We start from the raw sequence: 5,593 nt of genomic DNA, 5'->3' as shown, positions 1-5,593 counted from the left end.
CAGCGCACCCAGCATGACCTGCGACGTCGAGCTCTTGGGAATGAAGCCCATCGCACCCGCATCGAGCACGGCAAGCACCGTGTCCTTGTCATCGGCCGAGGACATCACGACGACCGGCACCTCAGGATGATCACGCCGCAGCCGGCCCAGGCCCTCGAGGCCAGACAGCCCTGGCAGGCCGAGGTCGATCATGACCAGATCGGCGTCGCCGCGCTCGGCAAGCACCGCAAAGGCCTCCTCGCAACTGCCCGCCTCCCAGGTTTCAAGCGCCTCCACCAGCGGCTTCAACAGCAGCGCCACGCCCTCACGGAACAAGGGGTGGTCATCGATCAACAGAATCTTCATGGGCAGTCTCCCTGCTGGGCCGGATGGTATCGGCGCGCATCACTCCCCGCACGGGGCCGGGGGCAGCCTTTTGGCTTGGTCCAATGGCCTATGCACAAGACCGACCGGCCATGTACTTCTCGGCAATGGTGCAGATGCATGGCACTCACCAAACTTGATGACATCAGACGGCGTCGTCGCGCCGCAGAGGCTCAGGGAGATCATCATGCTGCCAACCGCTTCCATCTCATCGCAGGAACGCCCGGTTCTTGACGCCAACCCGCGACAGGTGCTCGGCGCCCTTCCCCAGCCACTGCTGGTGGTGCTGCCGGACCGGCGCGTACTGTTTGCCAACACGAGCGCCGAACACCTGGTGGCCGAAGGCTTGTGGCAGTCCCGCTGCGATCACCTGATGAGCCTGGGGCAACTCGACGCCTCGCACCTGGAGGATCTGCTGGCCCTGGCCGCCGCAGGGTCGTCGTCGCGCAAGGGACTGTGGTTCGCTCCCGGACTGACGACGGGCTGGCTGCATGCCGCGCCGCTGGCGCCGCCCATTGCGGGGGCTTCCGGTTGGCCGGAGCGCAGCATCCTGCTCGCCATCTATCTGGACCAGCCGGCGCTGACCCAGGCGGCGCGCATCGACGCGTTGACACGCCAATTCCGCCTCAGCCAGGCCGAGCGTCATGTGCTGCTGCTGCTGGCCGACGGCGAACCGGTGGATGCCACTTCGCGTCATCTCGGCCTGTGCGTGAGCACCGTGCGCAGCCATGTGCGCAACCTGCTTGGCAAGACGCAGGCGCCTACCCTGATGCAACTGCTGCGCTGGACAGGCAGCGCGCAGGCGCTGCCGCACTGACGCCGCTACAGGATGAAGCGGCTCAAGTCCTCGTTCGCTGCCAGCGCCGCCAGCTTGGCGTCGACCGCCGCCGCATCGAGCGACACGGTCTGACCCGCATTGCGCGGCGCATCGAAACTGATCTCGTCGAGCAGCCTCTCCATCACCGTCGCCAGCCGGCGCGCGCCGATGTTCTCCGTACGCTCATTGACCTCGAAGGCGATCTCCGCAAGGCGGCGGATGGCGCCTTGCTGCAGGTCCAGCGTGACACCCTCGGTGGCGAGCAGGGCCTGGTACTGCTTGACGAGGCTGGCGTGGGTGCTGGTCAGGATGGCTTCGAAGTCAGAGACCGACAACGAATCCAGCTCGACGCGGATGGGCAGGCGGCCCTGCAACTCGGGGATGAGGTCGCTGGGTTTGGCCAGGTGGAAGGCGCCGCTGGCGATGAAGAGGATGTGGTCGGTCCTCACCAGGCCGTATTTGGTCGACACCGTCGTGCCTTCGACCAACGGCAGCAGATCGCGCTGCACGCCCTGGCGCGAGACCTCGGCGCCACCGTGTTCGTTGCGCGATGCCACCTTGTCGATCTCGTCGATGAAGACGATGCCCATCTCCTGGGCATTGGCCAGCGCCGCGGCGCGGATCTCCTCCTCGTTGACGAGCTTGGCCGCTTCCTCTTCGATGAGCAGCCTCATCGCTTCGGCGACCTTGAGCTTGCGCGTCTTCTTCTGAGTGCCGCCGAACTGGCTGAACATGCCCTTCAGTTGTTCGGCCATGTCCTCCATGCCTGGCTGGTTGCCGAAGGGGCCGAGCACTTCCATCGTGGGCCTGGGGGCGAGCAGGTCGAGCTCGATGTCCTTGTCGTCGAGCTGGCCCTCGCGCAGGCGCTTGCGCAGGGTCTGGCGCGTCGCGTTGTCTCCGTCCTGCGAGCTCGGGCTGCCCGGCAACAGTATCTGCAGGATGCGCTCCTCGGCGGCGTCCTCGGCGCGCGTCTGGCAGCGGCGCATGGCCCCCTCGCGCTCCTGCTTTACGGCGACCTCGATGAGGTCACGAATGATGGAGTCCACGTCCTTGCCGACATAGCCGACCTCGGTGAACTTGGTCGCCTCGACCTTGATGAAGGGCGCGCCGGCCAGTTTGGCCAGGCGGCGGGCGATCTCGGTCTTGCCGACGCCGGTCGGGCCGATCATCAGGATGTTCTTGGGCGTGATCTCGCCGCGCAGCTTCTCGTCGACCTGCTGGCGGCGCCAGCGGTTGCGCATCGCGATGGCGACGGCGCGCTTGGCGGCCTGCTGGCCGACGATGTGGCGGTCCAGCTCGGAGACGATTTCCTGAGGGGTCATCGAACTCATTCAAGCACCTCGAGGGTGTGATTCTGGTTGGTGTAGATGCAGATCTCGCCGGCAATCTCGAGCGAGCGCTTGACGATGTCTGACGCGCTCAAATCGGTGTGCGCCAGCAAGGCCTTGGCGGCGGCCTGGGCGTAGGCGCCGCCAGAGCCGATGGCGACGATGCCCTGCTCGGGCTCCAGCACATCGCCGTTGCCGGTGATGATCAGCGACGCGGTCTTGTCAGCCACGGCCAGCATGGCTTCCAGCCGGCGCAGCACGCGGTCGGTGCGCCAGTCACGCGTCAGCTCGACCGCCGCGCGCACCAGGTGGCCCTGGTGCTTTTCCAGCTTGGCCTCGAAACGTTCGAACAGCGTGAAGGCATCCGCCGTGGCACCCGCGAAGCCCGCCAGGACCTGGTCACGGTAGAGCTTGCGCACTTTGCGCGCGCTGGCCTTGACGACGATGTTGCCCAGGGTCACCTGGCCATCGCCGCCGATGGCGACCTGCCAGCCGGTGGGCGTCTGGCGGCGCACTGAAACGATGGTGGTGCCGTGATAGACGGCAGAAGATTCTGAAGACATAGGCCGTCCCAGTTGAGGTTCAGCCGCGGTTTCGCAAGGTCGGCCGCGGCCGCGGGATCAGTTGATCCGCACCTTGACCTTGGCATGCTCGTTGATGCCCATCGCGCCGAAAAACAGCGCGACCAGCCGGTGGGCGTCGGTGAAGACGACCATGCGGTTCTCGGTCCGGCGCTGCAGCACCCAGTTCAACAGGTCGCCGGCGGCCATGAAGTCCAGCCGGATCAGCTTGGTGCAGGAGATGTTGATGATGCTCGCGTCGCCGACCTCGGTGGACAGCGTGCGCAGGCTGTCGGAGATATCGCCGCTCATCTGGCCCATCAATTCGAGCTGGGCCAGGCTGGCCTCGGCAACGCTCGTGTCGAGGAAGGTCGACTGCGCCTCGCTCTGCATCGAGCTCGTGGCCGGGCTGTTGGTCGACGAGCCTTCGCCGCCGATGCGCACGCGGCACTTGGCGCGCTCCCAGGACGGCGGCGAGACCTCGTAGGTCACGCAGTAGTCGATGGCGGCCTCGTCGAACTGATCGGGTCGGTTGGCCAGGCGCAACGCTTCCAGCCGCAGCATCCAGAGCACCGGGTCGGTGTCGCGTTCGCCCACTGGCGCCAGCTCCTTGAGCTGGTTCAGGAAGCGGTCGCCGCCCACCCATCGCTGGTCGACCTGCTGCTGGGCCCAGACCCGAAACAGCTGGCGCATCTGGATGGCGGCCTCGATCTCGATCTCTTCCAGCGGGCCCCAGTCGAAGACCCAAGGCATGGGCAGGGTCTCGCTGCGCTTTTGCAGCAGCGTCACATCCTCGGCTCTCACGGTGGAGGGCGCCGTCCAGCTGACCTGGCTGGCCTTGGCCATGGGCGAGCGGTTGGACTGGCGTGTCGATTCGGCCACCAGCTTGGGCATGGAGAACCACTGCGGTGCCGACAGGCCGAACTGCTGGGCGTACTCGACGGCCAGCGCCTCGAACTTGCCCTGGGCGCCGGTGGCGCGGTAGTGGTCGAACAGCACCAGCCAGGTCTCGCCGTGCAGATTGCGGCTGCCGCCCGGGCGCACGAGCTCGGTCAGGGCACGCTCGCTGTTCTCRTAGTCGGCGTTCGCAAAGGCGATGACTGCCTCGTCGAGCTCGGGGTCGTGCACGACCTCCTGCACCTCGACATCGGGCGTGGATTCGGCCAGCGTGAAGGACAGCGGCATGTCCAGCGGCGGCAGGTCGGGCAGGCGGCTGGGCGGCGAGTCGGACAGCGGCGGGATGGCCGCGCCCATGGTCACGGCAGCCGGCGGCGTCGGCGCCTGCAGGCGCTGCACCTCACGCGGCGTCGAGAACTCGCTGACCCGGCCGCCGTTGGCCTCGGCAGGCGACGGCGTCGCGACGGAGGACGAGAAGGCCACCGGCCGCGTGCTGGTGTCGAAGAACCCGGGCTGCTGCTTGGGCACAGCCTGCGTCGTCGCAAAGCTCTCGCCCACCATCTGCTGCTCGATCTCGTCGATCTTGGCTTTCACGCCCAGATCGATCTTGGAATTGGGCTCGCTGATGCGCTCGTCGTCGCCCATCCGGGACGGCGACGAGGCCAGGGCCGCGAGCTGCTCAGGTGTCAGGCCTTCGCGGCGGATGCGGCGCAGCATGTCGAGCTCGCGCTTGCGCACGAAATCGTTGCGGCGCTTGCGCTCCACCATCGCACGCAGTTCGGCCTTGGCAAGATCGCCCTCGGGGTCGTCCTGGCGCGAATTGATCTCGGCCCAGTCCGTCGTGGGGTTGGCCACGAAGCGCGCCACCTTGCGGAAGAAGCTGTCGCCTTCCTTCGGGTCTGCGGGCTTGGATTCGGACATGTCTGGACTATGCCTCGTGGAAACGAACGGGTGTCAGCGACCCACGGGCCGAGCGCCGGGCCGCTCCCAAGCCGGCCCGCCCAGGTGATGTGCTTGCGGCTCAACGCCGCAAGCATCGCCGTCCCCTCGGGGGACCGGCCAAGGTTCACCTTGGACGAGGGGCTCCATTCAGTCCCCGAACATTTTTTGCTTGAGCTCGCGGCGCTGCTGCGCTTCGAGCGACAGCGTGGCCGTCGGGCGGGCGATGAGGCGGCCCAGGCCAATGGGCTCGCCGGTCTCGTCGCAGTAGCCGTACTCGCCGGTGTCCAGGCGCGCGATGGATTGCACGATCTTCTTCAGCAGCTTGCGCTCGCGGTCACGGGTGCGCAGCTCCAGGGCGTGTTCTTCCTCGATCGTGGCGCGGTCGGCCGGATCGGGGACGATGGTCGTGTCCTCGCGCAGATGCTCGGTCGTCTCGCCCGCGTTGGACAGCACGCCGTCCTTCAGCTCGGTCAGCTTGGCGCGGAAGAACTCGATCTGCTTCGCGTTCATGTACTCCGAGTCCGGCATGGCCAGCACCTCGGCGTCCGTCAGCTCGGCGCCCGATTTGGTCTTCCAGGCGTTGACCAGCTTGGGGTCGCCTTTGGCGGCCACGCGAGGCGTCTCGTCGACATGGCCAGCGCCACGCACGGGGGGCTTGGGCGGAGCGAACCGGTCGGCGAACCGGT

At 67.1% G+C, this 5,593-nt stretch carries 6 protein-coding genes; 1 reads left to right on the top strand and 5 read right to left on the bottom strand.

Annotated features, from left to right (window positions below):
• On the bottom strand, positions 1-345 hold a 345-nt coding region (locus tag AC1DU6_RS18720; RefSeq protein ID WP_477858828.1), incomplete at its 3' end, for a response regulator.
• A gap of 205 nt (positions 346-550) precedes the next feature.
• Between AC1DU6_RS18720 and AC1DU6_RS18715 the strand changes: the two genes are divergently transcribed.
• Entirely contained in the window at positions 551-1,180 is a 630-nt protein-coding gene (locus tag AC1DU6_RS18715; protein ID WP_457319700.1) for a helix-turn-helix transcriptional regulator, read from the top strand.
• Between the two features lie 5 nt (positions 1,181-1,185).
• On the opposite strand, the gene hslU is transcribed toward AC1DU6_RS18715, so the two are convergent.
• The 4 genes from hslU to dksA all read right to left on the bottom strand — a co-directional run.
• Positions 1,186-2,511 (bottom strand): ATP-dependent protease ATPase subunit HslU, encoded by a 1,326-nt coding sequence (gene hslU, locus AC1DU6_RS18710; RefSeq protein ID WP_477858826.1) that lies wholly within the window; start codon positions 2,509-2,511, stop codon positions 1,186-1,188.
• Positions 2,508-3,071, bottom strand: coding sequence for an ATP-dependent protease subunit HslV (gene hslV / locus AC1DU6_RS18705; protein WP_057296634.1), 564 nt, complete (start codon positions 3,069-3,071; stop codon positions 2,508-2,510). Before hslV ends, hslU begins: the two co-directional genes overlap by 4 nt.
• 57 nt (positions 3,072-3,128) lie before the next feature.
• Complete coding sequence (locus tag AC1DU6_RS18700; protein ID WP_457319696.1) at positions 3,129-4,886, bottom strand: hypothetical protein; 1,758 nt, start codon at positions 4,884-4,886, stop codon at positions 3,129-3,131.
• A gap of 168 nt (positions 4,887-5,054) precedes the next feature.
• A partial coding sequence (gene dksA, locus AC1DU6_RS18695) for an RNA polymerase-binding protein DksA (RefSeq protein ID WP_477858823.1) occupies positions 5,055-5,593 on the bottom strand: 539 nt, incomplete at its 5' end.

Source organism: Roseateles sp. P5_B10 (assembly GCF_056400485.1).
This window is presented reverse-complemented; position numbering and strand designations above follow the sequence as displayed.

Coding starts and splice junctions, on each gene's coding strand:
- hslV (WP_057296634.1), bottom strand. CDS start 3,071: ATGTCTTCAGAATCTTCTGCCGTCTATCACGGCACCACCATCGTTTCA.
- hslU (WP_477858826.1), bottom strand. CDS start 2,511: ATGAGTTCGATGACCCCTCAGGAAATCGTCTCCGAGCTGGACCGCCAC.
- AC1DU6_RS18715 (WP_457319700.1), top strand. CDS start 551: ATGCTGCCAACCGCTTCCATCTCATCGCAGGAACGCCCGGTTCTTGAC.